The organism is Streptomyces sp. RLA123, assembly GCF_056270165.1.
The window spans coordinates 5,737,787-5,751,021 of record NZ_JBWDOR010000003.1; the positions used below are offsets into that span (position 1 = coordinate 5,737,787).

A 13,235-nucleotide genomic window follows, 5' to 3' on the forward strand; every position below is an offset into this window, starting at 1 on the left:
CCGCCGGGCGGTGGGCGGTGGGGTGCGTGCGATCTTCGTCGGCGAGGTGAGGGCGCTGCGGTCGGTGTACGCCGGGGAGGTCGTCCGCCGCGGTTCGTGGGCCGGATCGGCGGCACCGGTCCGGCCCGCCACCGCGTGCCGCACCTGGGCCGGCGGCCGGTGCATCGCGAAGTTCGCCCGGACCTGTTCAAGGGTTCGGCGCGACCGCGTCCGCGTGCCGGATCACGGCAACCGGTGCGGATCCCGAGGCACGAAGCGGAGCAGGCCCGCCGCGCCCTTGGCATCGGCACACCGTCCACTGCCGCGGCGCGGACCTTCCGGTGACGCCTCGTCCGCTGCGTGCACCCGGCGAAGCGGGGCGGGTGACGCGGGGGTCCACCTGCCGCACGCTGCGCACGGCCGGCCGGTCGTGCCGGTCACGCGTCCGGGTCCGGGTCCGGGTCCGCCGAGGCCGTCAGGCCTCAGGGGCGCTCGGGCAGTTCCGCGGAGAGGGCCGCGGCCGCCTTGAGCAGCGGAAGCACCAGCAGCGCGCCCGTGCCCTCGCCGGCCGTCACCTTCAGGTCCAGCTGCGGTTCGATCGACAGCCGGTCCAGCGCCTTGGCCTGTCCCGGCTCCCCGCTCGTCTGCCCGGCCAGCCACCAGTCCGGCGCCCGGAAGGCGATGCGCTGCGCGACGAGCGCGCACGCCGCCGACACCACGCCGTCCAGGACCACGGGCAGCTTGCGCACCGCCGCCTGGAGCAGGAAGCCGGTGATCGCGGCCAGGTCCGCGCCGCCCACCGCGGCCAGCAGCTCCAACTGGTCGCCCAGCACCGGCCGTGCCCGGCGCAGCGCGTCCCGGATCGCCGCGCACTTGCGCATCCAGGCCACGTCGTCGATGCCGGAACCCCGGCCCGTCACCACGGACGCGTCCGTGCCGCAGAGCGCGGCGATCAGCACCCCGGCCACCGTGGTGCCGCCGACGCTCAGATCGCCGAGCAGAATCAGGTCGGTGCCGGAGTCCGCCTCCTCGTCGGCGACCGCCATGCCGGCACGGAACGCGGCCTCGGCCTCCTCGGCCGTCAGCGCGTCCTCGACGTCGATCCGGCCCGAGCCGCGCCGCACGCGGTGCGCCGTGACCTCGGCGGGCAGCTCCTCTGCCGGGGCGTCAACGCCGACGTCCACCACCCGGACCGCCGCGCCGTACTGACGCGCCAGCACGTTCACCGGCGACGCGCCGTCCAGGACCGCGCGGACCAGCTCCACGGTCGTGCCCGCCGGGCGCGCCGACACCTTCAGTGCCGCCACACCGTGGTCGGCCGCGAACAGCACCGCCTTGGGGTGTTCGATCGGCCGCACAATGGCCGCGCTCTGCGCCGCGGAGAGCCACTCCGCGAGCTCGGCCAGATTGCCCAGCGCCCCGGCCGGGCGCACCAGCCGCTGCCAGCGGTCGTGCGCGTCACGGCGTACGCCGGCGTCCGGGCGCTCCACGCGGGAGGCGAAGTCATCGAGATTCAGGCCGCTCACGGGATCGAACACTACCGTTCCGCCGGGCCCCGCGCCGAGGTCAGCCCCGCAGCGTCAGCGTCTGCCCGGCCACGACCAGCAGGACGTGCTCCGATTCGCCGGCCACCATCGCGTTCAGGCGGCCCAGTTCGTCACGGAAACGGCGCCCGCTCGCGGTGGCCGGGACCACGCCGGAGCCCACCTCGTTGCTCACGGCGACCACGGTCCGCCGGGTGGCGCGCCACGCCGCAGTCAACTCCTGCACGCGACCGCGCAGTTCGTGCTCGGCGCGGGCCGCCCAGCGCGTGTCGTCCCAGGCGCCGGCCTCGTCCATCGCGTGCGTCAGCCACAGCGACAGGCAGTCGATCAGCAGCGCCGGGCCTGCGTCCTGTGCGAGGAGCGGCACCAGGTCGCAGGTCTCCAGCGTCCGCCAGCCGCCCGGCCGCCGCTCGCGGTGCAGCGCCACGCGCCGCGCCCACTCCTGGTCCTCGTCCCGTGTCCCGCCGGTGGCCACGTAGAGCACGTCGGGGAAGGCCCACAGCCGCCGCTCGGCCTCCGCCGACTTGCCCGAACGGGCCCCTCCCAGTACGAGGGTGCGGCGCGGGACGTCCGGCACCTCGTGGAAGTCGCCGACGGCCAGCGTCGTCCCGTCCGGCACCGCGCGGGCCCCCAGCGCGGCCAGTCGGCGGCGCGTCTCCGGGCCGGGGTGCACCGCGTGGTCCAGGTGCACGGCGACCACGTCCGTCGTGCCGGTGACCGCTCCCGCGGCACGCAGCCGGGCCAGCGCGTCGGGCCGCGCCACGACGTCCAGCAGCACCGTCCCGTAGGGCCGTTCCGTCTCCGCCGGTCCCGCCGGGCCGCACTCCGGCGGCAGGTACAGCAGCCGCCCGCCCGACGGCGCGGCCACCTCGTACCCGGCCCCGGGCGCGTCCACCGGCACCGACCGCACCCGGTGCCCCGTCGGCAGCGTCACCTCCTGCCCGGCGGGCAGCCGCGCCGGGGCGGGCAGTCCCGGCGGGATCTCCACCGCGGGCCCGTCGTGCGGATGCGACAGCAGCACCTGCAGCACGCCGGTCAGCGAGTGCCCCGAACGGGCGGCCGCCAGCGCCACGCCGGGCGTCAGATCGAGCAGCAGCACCCCGTCCACGAGGACGGAGGTGGCCGCCCGCGCCCGCTCGCCCACCGCCACCGCGCACGCAGCACACGGGCAGCCGGGCAGCGGCAGGCCCTCGGGGCCCCCGGTGCCGAGAAGTGTCAGTTCCACGTCCCGATTCTTTCGCGTCCGCGCACGCTACGCTGCCGGGCAGGCACCCCCAGGGACGAGGAGACGGACATGGCGTGGACCTGGCGTTTCGAGAAGACCGACGGCACGGAGGTCGCACCCGCCGTCGAGCCCGAGGAGTTCACCACACAGGGCGACGCCGAGTCCTGGATCGGCGAGGTCTGGAAGGACCTGCTCCAGGGCGGCGCCGACCAGGTCGTCCTCTTCGAGGACTCCACCAAGATCTACGGCCCCATGAGCCTCCACGGCGACGAGTAGCCGGGCGCCGTCGCGCCCGCGGCGTGGAGGGCGCGACCGCGCCCTCCACGCCGGGTTCCGCCGGGCTTCCTCAGAGCTCGCCCAGTGTCACGGCGACCGTCTTCTCGTTGCCGTCGCGCACAAAGGTGACGTCCACCTTCTTGCCCGGAGCGGACGGGGCCAGGGCCTCGGAGAGCGCCTGGGAGGTCTGGATCTCGGTGTTGCCCACGCCGATGATGATGTCGCCGGGCTCGATGCCCGCCTTGTCGGCCGGGCCGTTCTTCACGACGGAGATGACGGCGACTCCGGCCGGGGTGAAGTCCGGCCCGAGCACGGTGCGGCCGGTGACGCCGAGGGCGGCCCGCCCGGACGAGGTGACCTTGCCGTTCTTGATGATCTGGTCGGCGATGCGGGTGATCGTCGACGAGGGGATGGCGAAGCCGATGCCCGGCGCCGAGTTGCTCCCGTTTCCGGAGGTCGGGTTGACCGCCCCCAGGGTGGGGATGCCGATGATCTCGCCGGAGAGGTTGACCAGCGCGCCGCCGCTGTTGCCCGGGTTGATGGGCGCGGAGGTCTGCACCAGGTTGGCGATGGTGGCCCCGGGGGCGCCGCCTGCCGCGGTCTCGGTGACGGTGCGGCCCAGCGCGGAGACGATGCCCTGGGTGACGCTGCCGCTGAGCCCCAGCGGGCTGCCCATGGCGAGCGCGATCTGCCCGACCTCGACCTTCGCGGAGTCCGCGAAGCGGGCCGCGCGCAGGTCGGACGGCGGCTTTTCGAGGGCGATCACCGCGAGGTCCTGCTCCGGGTAGCTCGCGACCAGCGTGGCCTTCAGCGGCTCGTTGCCGTTGGCCAGGGTCACCTGGAAGGTGGTGTTCTTCCCGACGACATGGGCGTTGGTGACGATGTGGCCCTTGGTGTCGTAGACGATGCCGGAGCCGAGCTCCTCCGACGTCGTGATCTGCACGACCGAGGGCAGCACGTTCCGGACCACGTCCTGGTAGTTGTCCTGGAGGTCGCGGGCGCCGGACGCCTCCGAGACCTCCGGCGCCGCGGACGTCTTCGCCGCGGGGGACTGGGGTGAGGAGGGCGAGCCGGAGGTGCATCCGGCGAGCATCACAAGCGTCGCGGTCGCCGCGCACAGTGCCCCGAGCGTCCGTCGGGAGGTCGGCATGGAATCGGTCATGCCGGAAGTGTCGCTTTCGGCGCACTGTGTGGCGTGCAGCCCGCCCCGGTCAGTCCCGTACGCCGCACAGATGCAGCAGTGCCGCCACCGAGCGGTACGGATCGGTGCGTCCGGCGAGCTCCTCGGCCGCGAGTAGTTCCTCCTGCACCTCGGCCGGCGCGGTGCTGTCGCCGTCCGGAGCGGTGTCGGTGAAGACCCGCACCCCGTACCAGGCGTGGAGCGGCGCCCCGATGCCGCTCAGGGTGGCGGTGAGGGCGGCGAGCCGGTCGGCGCGGGCGGTGACTCCCAGCCGGTTGGTGTACGTGGCGTGACCGCCCGAGAGCGCGGCCAGCGCGGCCGTCCAGTCGCCCTGCAGCCCGGGCCGCATCGCCAGCGCGTCGGCGTTCCGCACCAGCAGGGAGAGCAGCCCGCCCGGGGCCAGTACGCGGGCCAGTCCCGCGAGCATCGGGTCGGGCTCGGGCACGTACATGAGCACCCCGTGGCAGAGCACCACGTCGAAGCTGCCCGGCCCGAAGTGCCGGCCGGTCTCCCGGCCGTCGCCCTCGATCAGCGTGACGCGCTCGCGTATGCCCTCGGGCTCGATGGCCAGCGCCTCACGCAGCGCGGCGGCCATCGCCGGATCGGCCTCCAGGCCGGTGATGAGGTGGCCGGCGCGGGCCAGCCGCAGCGCCTGGGTGCCCTGGCCGGGGCCGACGTCGAGGACGCGCAGCCGCCGGCCCACCGGGAAGCGGGCCGTGATCTGCTCGTCGAGCTGTCGTGCCACCAGTTCCTGGCGCACCGTGTTCCGGAGCCCGCCCAGCCTGTCCAGCCATCGGCCGGAGACGGAGGCGAACCCGCCGTCCGCGCTCAGAACTGCTTCGTGCCGCGCTTGACCTGCGGCTTGGGCAGGCGCAGGCGGCGCATCTGGAGGGACCGCATCAGCGCGTAGGCGACGGCGCCCCGGGTGTTCTGGTCCGGGAAGCGCTTGGCCAGCTCGCGGCGCAGGAGCAAACCGCTGACGGCCGAGTCGACGACGATCAGCACGATCACCACCAGCCACAGCAGCAGCGAGAGGTTCTTCAGCGCCGGGCTCGGCACCACGCTCAGCACGAGGATGACCACGGCCAGCGGCAGGAAGAACTCGGCGGCGCGGAAGCGGGAGTCCACGTAGTTGCGGGCGTACTTGCGCACCGGGCCCTTGTCACGCACGGGCAGGTAGCGCTCGTCGCCGTTCATCAGCGCCTCGCGCTGCCTGGACATGTCGGAGCGGCGCGCGTCGCGCGCCTGCTTGGTCGCCGCCTTGCGGTCGCCCGGCGCGGTCACGACCTTGCGCCGCTGGGTCTGGGCGTCGCTGCGCTTGGGGGTGGGGCGGCCCTTGGGGGCCTGCGGGTCACGGGCCAGCTGGTCCCCGACCACCGTGGTGGCTGAGGCCTGCTCATCTTGAGAACGACGTCGGAACACAGCACCAAGGTTACGTGGTCGCCGGCCGGACCCCCAGCCCCTCACCTACTCCCTGGGCCTGAGGTCACCGAACTGTGATCGTTCTCAAGGATGAGCGCATCCACAACAGAACAGTGGGGTAATGGAACCACGCCCCGTACTGTGGGGTCTGTAGATGGTGTGCCGGCCAGCCGACTGAAGGGGGCGCGCGAGGCCCATGAGCGGTGTCATGAAGCGGATGGGGATGATCTTCCGCGCGAAGGCCAACAAGGCCCTTGACCGGGCCGAGGATCCGCGCGAGACCCTCGACTACTCGTACCAGAAGCAGCTGGAGCTGCTGCAGAAGGTACGCCGGGGGGTGGCGGACGTCGCGACGTCCCGCAAGCGTCTGGAGCTGCAGCTGAACCAGCTGCAGCAGCAGTCCGCGAAGTACGAGGACCAGGGCCGCAAGGCGCTGGCCCTGGGCCGTGAGGATTTGGCCCGCGAGGCGCTGTCGCGCCGGGCCGCGCTGCAGCAGCAGGTCACCGACCTGGAGACGCAGCACCAGACCCTCCAGGGCGAGGAGGAGAAGCTCACCCTTGCCGCCCAGCGGCTGCAGGCCAAGGTGGACGCCTTCCGTACCAAGAAGGAGACCATCAAGGCCACCTACAGTGCCGCCAAGGCCCAGACCCAGATCGGCGAGGCCTTCTCCGGCATCTCCGAGGAGATGGGCGACGTCGGCCTGGCGATCCAGCGGGCCGAGGACAAGACCGAGCAGCTGCGCGCCCGCGCGGGCGCGCTGGACGAGCTGCTGGCCTCCGGCGCCCTGGACGACCCGACCGGCATCGCCAAGGACGACATCCAGGCCGAGCTCGACCGGCTGTCCGGCGGCAGTGACGTGGAGCTGGAACTGCAGCGCATGAAGGCGGAGCTGGCCGGGGGTTCCCCGCAGCAGGCCCTCGAGAGCGGACAGCCCGGCCAGACGGGCCGGCAGCAGGCGCAGCCCCAGGACCAGCCGCGTTTCGACAAGCAGTGACCGGCAGTGGGAAGAAGCGTTGAGGCACCCCTGAGGAGGGCGTCGTGATCGTAAGGATCATGGGGGAGGGCCAGGTGACGGTGGCGGAGAGCCACCTCGCCGAACTCAACAAGCTCGACGACGAGCTCCTGGCCGAGATGGAGAGCGGCGACGAGGCCGCGTTCCGGCGCACGCTGACCGCACTCCTCGACGCGGTCGGCAGGCTCGGCACACCGCTTCCGGACGACTCCCTGGAGCCGTCCGAGCTGATCCTGCCGCGCCCGGACGCCACCTTGGAGGAGGTCCGGGCGATGCTGCGGTCGGGGTCCCCCCAGACGGAGTCCGGTGGAGGCCTCATCCCCGGCTGACGCGGCCGACCCGAGCGCACCCGACCGTGCCCCGGCCCCGGTTCCGTACCGGGCCGGGGCACGGTCGTCCCGTCGGGCCCGTACCGTTGGTGAGCGTGCAGCATCGTTCCATGCGGGACCGGGCCCGCCTGTGGCCGACGGCCCACCCCGTCGCCCTCGACGCCGGCCTTGCGGCCGTGGTCCTGTCGATCATCCTCGGCAACATGTTCATCGGGCCGCACGCGGAGCGGTACAACGCCTCCGCCACCGACATCGTGCTCAGCGTCGTCGCCTGTGCGGCCCTGCTGCTGCGCCGCCGCAGCCCCCTGGGCGTGCTGGTGTTCACCGGCGCCGTCACCGTCGTCTACCTGCTCACCGCGAGCGGCGACAGCCGGGGCCCGGTGGCCGGCGCCGTCGTCGTCGCGCTGTACTCCGCCTCCGCCCGTACCGACCGCGCCACCACCTTCCGCATCGGCCTCGCCTCGTGCCTGGTGCTGACCGCCGTCGCCATGCTCTTCGGGGCCAGGCCCTGGTACTCCGCCGAGAACATCGCCCTGTTCGCCTGGTCCGGCATGGCCGCCGCGGCCGGTGAGGCAACCCGCAGCCGGCGGGCCTACATCATCGCCGTCGAGGAGCGGGCCGAGCGCGCGGAACGGACCCGGGAGGAGGAGGCCAAGCGGCGCGTCGCGGAGGAGCGCATGCGCATCGCCCGCGAGCTGCACGACGTGGTCGCCCATCACATCGCCCTGGTCAACGTCCAGGCGGGCGTCGCCGCCCACGTCATGGACACCCGGCCCGACCAGGCCAAGCAGGCGCTCGCCCACGTCCGCGAGGCCAGCCGATCGGCCCTGGACGAGCTGCGCGCCACCGTAGGGCTGCTCCGCCAGTCCGGCGATCCCGCGGCGCCCATGGAACCCGCGCCGGGACTCGGCGTCCTGGACCAGCTCGTCGAGGGCTTCCGGCGTGCCGGGCTGCCGGTCGACATCGCCGAGGACGGCGCAGGCATGCTGCCGGCGACCGTCGACCTGACCGCCTACCGGCTGATCCAGGAGTCGCTGACCAACGTCCACAAGCACGCCGGCCGGGGTGCGCGGGCCGAGGTGCGGATCGCCCGCGCCGCCGGCGCCCTGGAGGTCACCGTCGTGGACCGCGGCGGCCGTCCCGCCGCCGTTGTCCCCGCCCCGGCCGACCCCGGTGGCGGGCACGGCCTCATCGGCATGCGGGAGCGCGCCGCGGCCCTCGGCGGTACCTGCGAGGCCGGTCCCTGCCCGGACGGCGGGTTCCGCGTGCACGCCCGGCTGCCACTGGCGGTGACCGCTTGAGCAGGGCATCCGGCGGGCAGTGGGAGGATGCCCCCATGATCAGGGTGCTGCTCGCGGACGACCAGGCGCTGCTGCGGGGCGCGTTCCGCGTCCTCGTGGAGTCCGAGCCGGACATGGAGGTCGTCGGGGAGGCGTCCGACGGCGCGGAGGCGATCGTGATGGCCCGCAGCACGCGGGCCGACGTCGTGCTCATGGACATCCGGATGCCCGGCACGGACGGCCTGGCCGCGACCCGGGCGATCACCGGCGACGAGGACCTGGTGGGAGTGGCGGTGCTGGTCCTGACCACCTTCGAGGCCGACGAGTACGTGGCCCAGGCGCTGCGCGCCGGCGCCGCCGGATTCCTCGGCAAGGGCGCCGAGCCCGACGAGCTGCTGGGCGCGATCCGCACCGTCGCCGCCGGCGACGCGCTGCTGTCGCCGTCCGCGACGAAGAGCCTGATCGGGCAGTTCCTTGCGCAGGCCGGCACACCGTCCCGCCCGGCCCCCGAGCTCGACGCGCTCACCGCCCGCGAGCGCGAGGTGCTGATCGAGGTCGCGATGGGCCTGCCGAACGACGAGATCGCCGAACGCCTCGGCGTGAGCCCGCTCACCGTCAAGACCCATGTGAACCGCACCATGGCCAAGCTGGGCGCCCGCGACCGCGCTCAGCTGGTCGTGGCGGCGTACGAGTCCGGCCTGGTGCGCCCGGCCGGGCGCTGAACTACGCCCGGCGCCGTACCGCAGCCGCAGTACGCGACCACCGCACACCACGACCTCGGAGTGAGGAAACCCCCCTTCCGGACAGGGGAAGCTGGGGTGGTCTGATGACCGATATCTGTATCCGCATCCTCTGACCCAGAGAAGAGACCGCACCACGATGTCCTGGCTGTCCAGAATCAGCCTCGCCCAGCGCGCCCTGATCGCGCTCATGGCCGTGGTCGCCGTCGTATTCGGCGCGATCGCGATACCTTCGCTCAAGCAGCAGCTGCTGCCCTCCATCGATCTGCCCATCGTCTCGGTGATCACGACCTTCCAGGGTGCCTCGCCCGACGTCGTCGAGAAGCAGGTCGTCGAGCCGATCGAGGACGGCATCAAGGGTGTCGACGGGATCACCGGCATCACCTCGACGGCCAGCGAGGGCTCGGCCGTGATCATGGCCCAGTTCGACTACGGCAACGACAGCGACAAGCTGGTGGCCAACGTCCAGCAGGCCGTGAACCGGGTCTCCTCGCGTCTGCCGGAGGCCGCGGACCCGCAGGTCGTAGCCGGCTCGACCGACGACATCCCGACCGTCGTGCTCGCCGCCACCTCCACCGGGCTGGACCAGCAGGCGCTCGCCGACGGCCTGGACCGCTCCGTGGTCCCCGCGCTGCAGGACATCGACGGCGTCGGCCAGGTCACCGTCACCGGCGTCCAGGACCAGGTCGTCACGGTCACCCCGGACGACGCGAAGCTCGCCAGGGCCGGGATCGGCGCGGCCGCCGTGGTGCAGGCGCTGCAGGCGGGCGGCCACCCGGTGCCCGCCGGTTCCTTCGACGAGAACGGCAAGAGCCGTACCGTCCAGGTCGGCGGCGAGTACGCCTCGCTGGACGAGATCAAGGACCTGCGCGTCCCGGCGGCCGGCAAGCCCGTGCGGCTCGGTGACATCGCCACCGTCGTCGAGGCGCCGGACGCCACCGACTCCATCACGCGCACCGACGGCGAGCCGAGCCTCGGCATCGCCGTCACCATGACCCAGGACGGCAGCGCCGTCGCGGTCTCCACGGCGGTCAAGGACAAGCTGGCGGACATGGCGCGGGACCTCGGCAAGGGCGCGAAGCTCACCGTCGTCAGCGACCAGGGTCCGGCGGTCTCCAAGTCGATCCACGGCCTGACCACCGAGGGCCTGCTGGGCCTGCTCTTCGCGGTCCTCGTCATCCTGGTCTTCCTGGCGTCGCTGCGCTCGACACTGGTGACCGCGCTCTCCATCCCGCTGTCGGTCGTGCTGACACTGATCGTGCTGTGGACCCGCGACCTGTCCCTCAACGTCCTCACGCTGGGCGCGCTGACCATCGCCATCGGCCGGGTCGTCGACGACTCCATCGTGGTGCTGGAGAACATCAAGCGGCACCTGGCCTACGGCGAGGAGAAGCACTCGGCGATCATCACCGCCGTGCGCGAGGTCTCCGGCGCGGTCACCGCGTCCACGCTCACCACGGTCGCGGTCTTCCTGCCGATCGGCCTGGTCGGCGGCCTGGTCGGGGCGCTGTTCGGCTCCTTCTCGCTGACCGTCGCGGCCGCGCTGCTCTCCTCGCTGCTGGTCTCGCTGACGGTCGTGCCGGTGTTCTCGTACTGGTTCCTCAAGCCCCCGGCCGACGCCGGCACGGTGGACCCGGACGAGATCCGCCGGGCGGCGGAGGCGAAGGAGGCCGGCAGCCTCCTGCAGCGGCTGTACGTCCCGGTGCTGCGCTTCGCCACGCGCCGCCGCATCACCAGCGTCGTGATCGCGGTCGCGGTGCTGCTGTGCACCTTCGGGCTGGTCCCGCTGCTGAAGACCAACTTCTTCGACCAGGGCGACCAGGACACCCTGACGGTCAAGCAGCAACTCGCGCCGGGCACCAGCCTGAAGACCTCCGACGCCGCGGCCGGCAAGGTCGAGAAGCTGCTGGGAAGCATCGACGAGGTCAAGGACTACCAGGTCACCGTCGGTTCCTCCGGCTTCCTGGCGGCCTTCGGCGGCGGTACCGGCGCCAACCAGGCCAGCTTCCAGGTCCGTCTGAAGGACGCCGGCGACACCGCCGCCGCCCTGGACAAGATCCGCGCCGGCCTGAAGACGCTCGACGGCGCCGGAACCACCTCGGTCTCCGCGGGCGGCGGCTTCGGCAGCCAGAACCTGTCGGTCGTGGTGAAGGCCGCCGACGGCGACACCCTGGCCAAGGCCGCCGACCAGGTCCGCGCCGCCGTGGCCGGACTGGACGACGTCACCGACGTCACCAGCGACCTCGCGCAGTCCGTGCCCCGGATCGAGGTCCACGCCAAGCAGGCCGAGGCCGCGAAGTACGGCCTCAACGACACCACCATCGGTGCCGCCGTCACCCAGGCCGTGAAGGGCACGAGTGTCGGCAAGGCGGTGCTGGACGACACCGAGCGCGATGTGCGGGTCACCTCCGAGCAGGGCGCCACGACCCTCGCCGGGCTCAAGGCGCTCACCATCGAGACCCCCGTGGGCTCGGTGAAGCTGGACAAGGTCGCCGACGTGGTGGAGGCCCCCGGGCCGGTGCAGAAGACCCGGATCGACGGCGCGCGGGCGGCGACGATCACGGCGACGCCGACGGGCGACAACACCGGCGCCGTCAGCACCGCGCTGCAGGCGAAGATCAAGGCGCTCGACCTCCCCAAGGGCGCGACCGCCGAGATCGGCGGCGTCTCCTCGGACCAGGGCGACGCCTTCTCGGGGCTCGCGCTGGCGATGCTCGCCGCCGTCGCCATCGTCTTCATGCTGCTGGTCGGCACCTTCCGCAGCCTGATCCAGCCGCTGGTGCTGCTGGTGTCGATCCCGTTCGCCTCGACCGGCGCCATCGGCCTGCTGCTCATCACCGGCACCCCCCTGGGTGTGCCGTCACTGATCGGCATGCTGATGCTCATCGGCGTCGTGGTGACCAACGCGATCGTGCTGATGGACCTCATCAACCAGTACCGTGCGCAGGGTTACGGCGTGGTGGAGGCGGTCATCGAGGGTGGCCGGCACCGTCTGCGGCCGATCCTGATGACGGCGCTGGCGACCATCTTCGCGCTGCTGCCGATGGCCCTCGGGGTCACCGGTGAGGGCGGCTTCATCGCCCAGCCGCTCGCCGTGGTCGTCATCGGCGGTCTGCTCTCCTCGACGCTGCTCACGTTGCTGCTCGTGCCGACCCTCTACACGATGGTCGAGCTCCGCAAGGAGCGGCGGGCCAAGCGGAAGGCGCTCAAGCGGGCCGCGAAGGCGGGCGGTTCCGGCGCGGGCGAGGCCGAGCAGACGCCCGAGCTGACCAAGGTCTGACACCTGTGAGCAGGGCCTGACGACGAAGGGGCCAGGGGCGAACGCCCCTGGCCCCTCCGTCCGTTGCGGCCGCGCAGGGCTCTCACCCGAAGAATCCCGAGGGGATGTACGGCTCCGGCGGCCGCATTCCGCGCAGGCAGATCCAGCCTGACGTGCTGAGTTCCAGGCCCGCCGTCAGGCCGACGTCCACCGCCCACTGCTGCTCGGCCGTCAGATTGCCGACCTGTGCCGGGGTGCCCTCGGGCAGGCTCAGCAGCGCGGCCGTGAGCAGCCGGGTCGCGAGTCTGCGGGAGGTGGCGGCGAGCAGCCGTACGTTCCCGTACCGGTCGACGTAGCAGTAGCCGCTGCCGGCCAGGTCGTCGACCACCAGCAGGCCGCTCTCGGTGAGCAGTTGGTCGTGGTCGGGGCCGTGGGCGCCGCCCCGGGTGCGCCGGTCCACGGAGTCCATCATGTCGCGGTGCTTGGCCGACCCCTCGTGCACCGCCCCGTCCGGCGCCGGCAGGTCGCCCTTGCGGACGGCACCCTCCAGGCGCATCGCCGGGTGCAGCGCGAAGCCCGCCCGGCGGTAGGTCGCCGCCGCCCGCGCGTCGGGGGAGCTGCAGATGATGCCGCGCAGGCAGCCGCGCCCGTATGCGAGGGCGGCCGCGAGCAGTTCGCGCCCGACCCCCTGGCGCTGCGCGGACGGCAGCACGGCTAAGAGCGACAGCCCCCATGTCCCCTCGCGGCGCGTCGACATGGAGACGCCCAGCGGCATGCCGGAGGTCTCGTCCACGGCCAGCCAGCAGCCACCGGGGTCGGTGCGCGCGACGTACCGGTTGCGGCGGTGCAGCAGAGCGGCCAGCTCGGGGGGCATCTCCTCGGGCGGGCCGCCGCTGGGCAGTGCGTCGGAGGCGCCGAACGCGGCGGCGGCCACGACCGCTATCGCGTCGGCGTCCTCCTCGGAGTCGCGGAGAGGGCGAAGGATCATG

12 protein-coding genes are annotated in these 13,235 nt (G+C 73.0%); 6 read left to right on the forward strand and 6 right to left on the reverse strand.

The window, feature by feature from the left end:
- Nucleotides 1-461: 461 nt before the first annotated feature.
- Both cobT and RV983_RS26180 read right to left on the reverse strand, forming a co-directional pair.
- On the reverse strand, nucleotides 462-1,505 hold the full coding sequence (gene cobT, locus RV983_RS26175; protein ID WP_475988169.1) for a nicotinate-nucleotide--dimethylbenzimidazole phosphoribosyltransferase: 1,044 nt from the start codon (nucleotides 1,503-1,505) through the stop codon (nucleotides 462-464).
- Between the two features lie 40 nt (nucleotides 1,506-1,545).
- Entirely contained in the window at nucleotides 1,546-2,748 is a 1,203-nt protein-coding gene (locus tag RV983_RS26180) for a bifunctional adenosylcobinamide kinase/adenosylcobinamide-phosphate guanylyltransferase (protein ID WP_475988170.1), read from the reverse strand.
- Between the two features lie 69 nt (nucleotides 2,749-2,817).
- On the opposite strand from RV983_RS26180, the gene RV983_RS26185 reads away from it, so the two are divergent.
- Nucleotides 2,818-3,024, forward strand: coding sequence for a hypothetical protein (locus RV983_RS26185; protein ID WP_401583924.1), 207 nt, complete (start codon nucleotides 2,818-2,820; stop codon nucleotides 3,022-3,024).
- A gap of 70 nt (nucleotides 3,025-3,094) precedes the next feature.
- On the opposite strand, the gene RV983_RS26190 is transcribed toward RV983_RS26185, so the two are convergent.
- The 3 genes from RV983_RS26190 to RV983_RS26200 are packed head-to-tail and all read right to left on the reverse strand — an operon-like array spanning nucleotide 3,095 to nucleotide 5,626.
- Entirely contained in the window at nucleotides 3,095-4,186 is a 1,092-nt protein-coding gene (locus RV983_RS26190) for a S1C family serine protease (RefSeq protein WP_475988171.1), read from the reverse strand.
- Nucleotides 4,187-4,235: 49 nt separating this feature from the next.
- Nucleotides 4,236-4,985, reverse strand: coding sequence for a class I SAM-dependent methyltransferase (locus tag RV983_RS26195; RefSeq protein WP_475990461.1), 750 nt, complete (start codon nucleotides 4,983-4,985; stop codon nucleotides 4,236-4,238).
- A 47-nt stretch (nucleotides 4,986-5,032) separates the two neighbouring features.
- Nucleotides 5,033-5,626 (reverse strand): DUF3043 domain-containing protein, encoded by a 594-nt coding sequence (locus RV983_RS26200; protein ID WP_475988172.1) that lies wholly within the window; start codon nucleotides 5,624-5,626, stop codon nucleotides 5,033-5,035.
- A gap of 196 nt (nucleotides 5,627-5,822) precedes the next feature.
- On the opposite strand from RV983_RS26200, the gene RV983_RS26205 reads away from it, so the two are divergent.
- The 5 genes from RV983_RS26205 (at nucleotide 5,823) to RV983_RS26225 (ending at nucleotide 12,267) form a co-directional block, all read left to right on the forward strand.
- Nucleotides 5,823-6,620 carry a PspA/IM30 family protein gene (locus RV983_RS26205; RefSeq protein WP_475988173.1) on the forward strand — a complete coding sequence of 266 codons (798 nt, stop codon included), beginning with the start codon at nucleotides 5,823-5,825 and terminating at the stop codon, nucleotides 6,618-6,620.
- 44 nt (nucleotides 6,621-6,664) lie between these two features.
- The gene (gene pspAA, locus RV983_RS26210; protein ID WP_475988174.1) at nucleotides 6,665-6,967 is read left to right on the forward strand and encodes a PspA-associated protein PspAA; all 303 of its coding nucleotides are present in this window, start codon (nucleotides 6,665-6,667) and stop codon (nucleotides 6,965-6,967) included.
- Between the two features lie 110 nt (nucleotides 6,968-7,077).
- Entirely contained in the window at nucleotides 7,078-8,268 is a 1,191-nt protein-coding gene (locus RV983_RS26215) for a sensor histidine kinase (RefSeq protein WP_475990462.1), read from the forward strand.
- Between the two features lie 35 nt (nucleotides 8,269-8,303).
- Nucleotides 8,304-8,969, forward strand: a complete 666-nt coding sequence (locus RV983_RS26220; protein ID WP_389251489.1) for a response regulator — start codon at nucleotides 8,304-8,306, stop codon at nucleotides 8,967-8,969.
- A gap of 157 nt (nucleotides 8,970-9,126) precedes the next feature.
- A complete protein-coding gene (locus tag RV983_RS26225) occupies nucleotides 9,127-12,267 on the forward strand; it encodes an efflux RND transporter permease subunit (RefSeq protein WP_475988175.1) in 3,141 nt (1,046 codons plus the stop codon).
- An 82-nt stretch (nucleotides 12,268-12,349) separates the two neighbouring features.
- Here RV983_RS26225 and RV983_RS26230 read toward each other — a convergent pair whose 3' ends face one another.
- A complete protein-coding gene (locus tag RV983_RS26230; RefSeq protein WP_475988176.1) occupies nucleotides 12,350-13,234 on the reverse strand; it encodes a GNAT family N-acetyltransferase in 885 nt (294 codons plus the stop codon).
- Nucleotide 13,235: the final 1 nt, after the last annotated feature.

Coding starts and splice junctions, on each gene's coding strand:
- RV983_RS26185 (WP_401583924.1), top strand. CDS start 2,818: ATGGCGTGGACCTGGCGTTTCGAGAAGACCGACGGCACGGAGGTCGCA.
- RV983_RS26225 (WP_475988175.1), top strand. CDS start 9,127: ATGTCCTGGCTGTCCAGAATCAGCCTCGCCCAGCGCGCCCTGATCGCG.
- RV983_RS26215 (WP_475990462.1), top strand. CDS start 7,078: ATGCGGGACCGGGCCCGCCTGTGGCCGACGGCCCACCCCGTCGCCCTC.
- RV983_RS26205 (WP_475988173.1), top strand. CDS start 5,823: ATGAGCGGTGTCATGAAGCGGATGGGGATGATCTTCCGCGCGAAGGCC.
- RV983_RS26220 (WP_389251489.1), top strand. CDS start 8,304: ATGATCAGGGTGCTGCTCGCGGACGACCAGGCGCTGCTGCGGGGCGCG.
- RV983_RS26230 (WP_475988176.1), bottom strand. CDS start 13,234: ATGATCCTTCGCCCTCTCCGCGACTCCGAGGAGGACGCCGACGCGATA.
- RV983_RS26190 (WP_475988171.1), bottom strand. CDS start 4,186: ATGACCGATTCCATGCCGACCTCCCGACGGACGCTCGGGGCACTGTGC.